This window comes from Kitasatospora sp. LaBMicrA B282 (assembly GCF_050325825.1).
Lineage (GTDB): Bacteria > Actinomycetota > Actinomycetes > Streptomycetales > Streptomycetaceae > Kitasatospora.
Genome location: NZ_JBNQTI010000416.1, coordinates 1 through 435 on the forward strand (window position 1 = coordinate 1; position 435 = coordinate 435).

Genomic DNA, 435 nt, shown 5'->3' on the forward strand with positions numbered 1-435 from the left:
CGGCGCTCCGCCCGCGCCGCCCGATGCAGGCACGGACACCGACATCGGCACCGACTACGTCCCCACCACGCAGCCGGGCCACCGCATGCCCCACCTGTGGCTTACACCGGACCGCTCCACGCTCGACGCACTCGGCGAGTGGTTCACCGTACTCACACCCGATCGTGCGCACTGGGAGCAGCAAGCCGCCGCCGACGGCGTCGCGTGGCCGGTCCACTTCGAGACCCTCGCGCCCGAACACGCTGGTGCCTGCGGTCTGTGCCCCCGTGGGGCCCTGCTGATCCGGCCGGACGGGTACATCGGTGCCAGGTGGAGCGACCACGTACCCGGCGAACCGGGCCTCTGGCACGCTCTCGCGGCGATCACGAGCTCGACAGCCGGCCGGTACCCCGTGGTCTGATCCCCTCCGATGACATCAAGGCCGTCGAGCGCCCG

General features: G+C 72.0%; 1 pseudogene. It reads left to right on the forward strand.

Annotated elements, in window-relative coordinates:
- A pseudogene (locus tag ACQRUO_RS39735) lies at positions 1-400 on the forward strand (hypothetical protein); the annotation flags it as partial.
- Positions 401-435 lie beyond the last annotated feature (35 nt).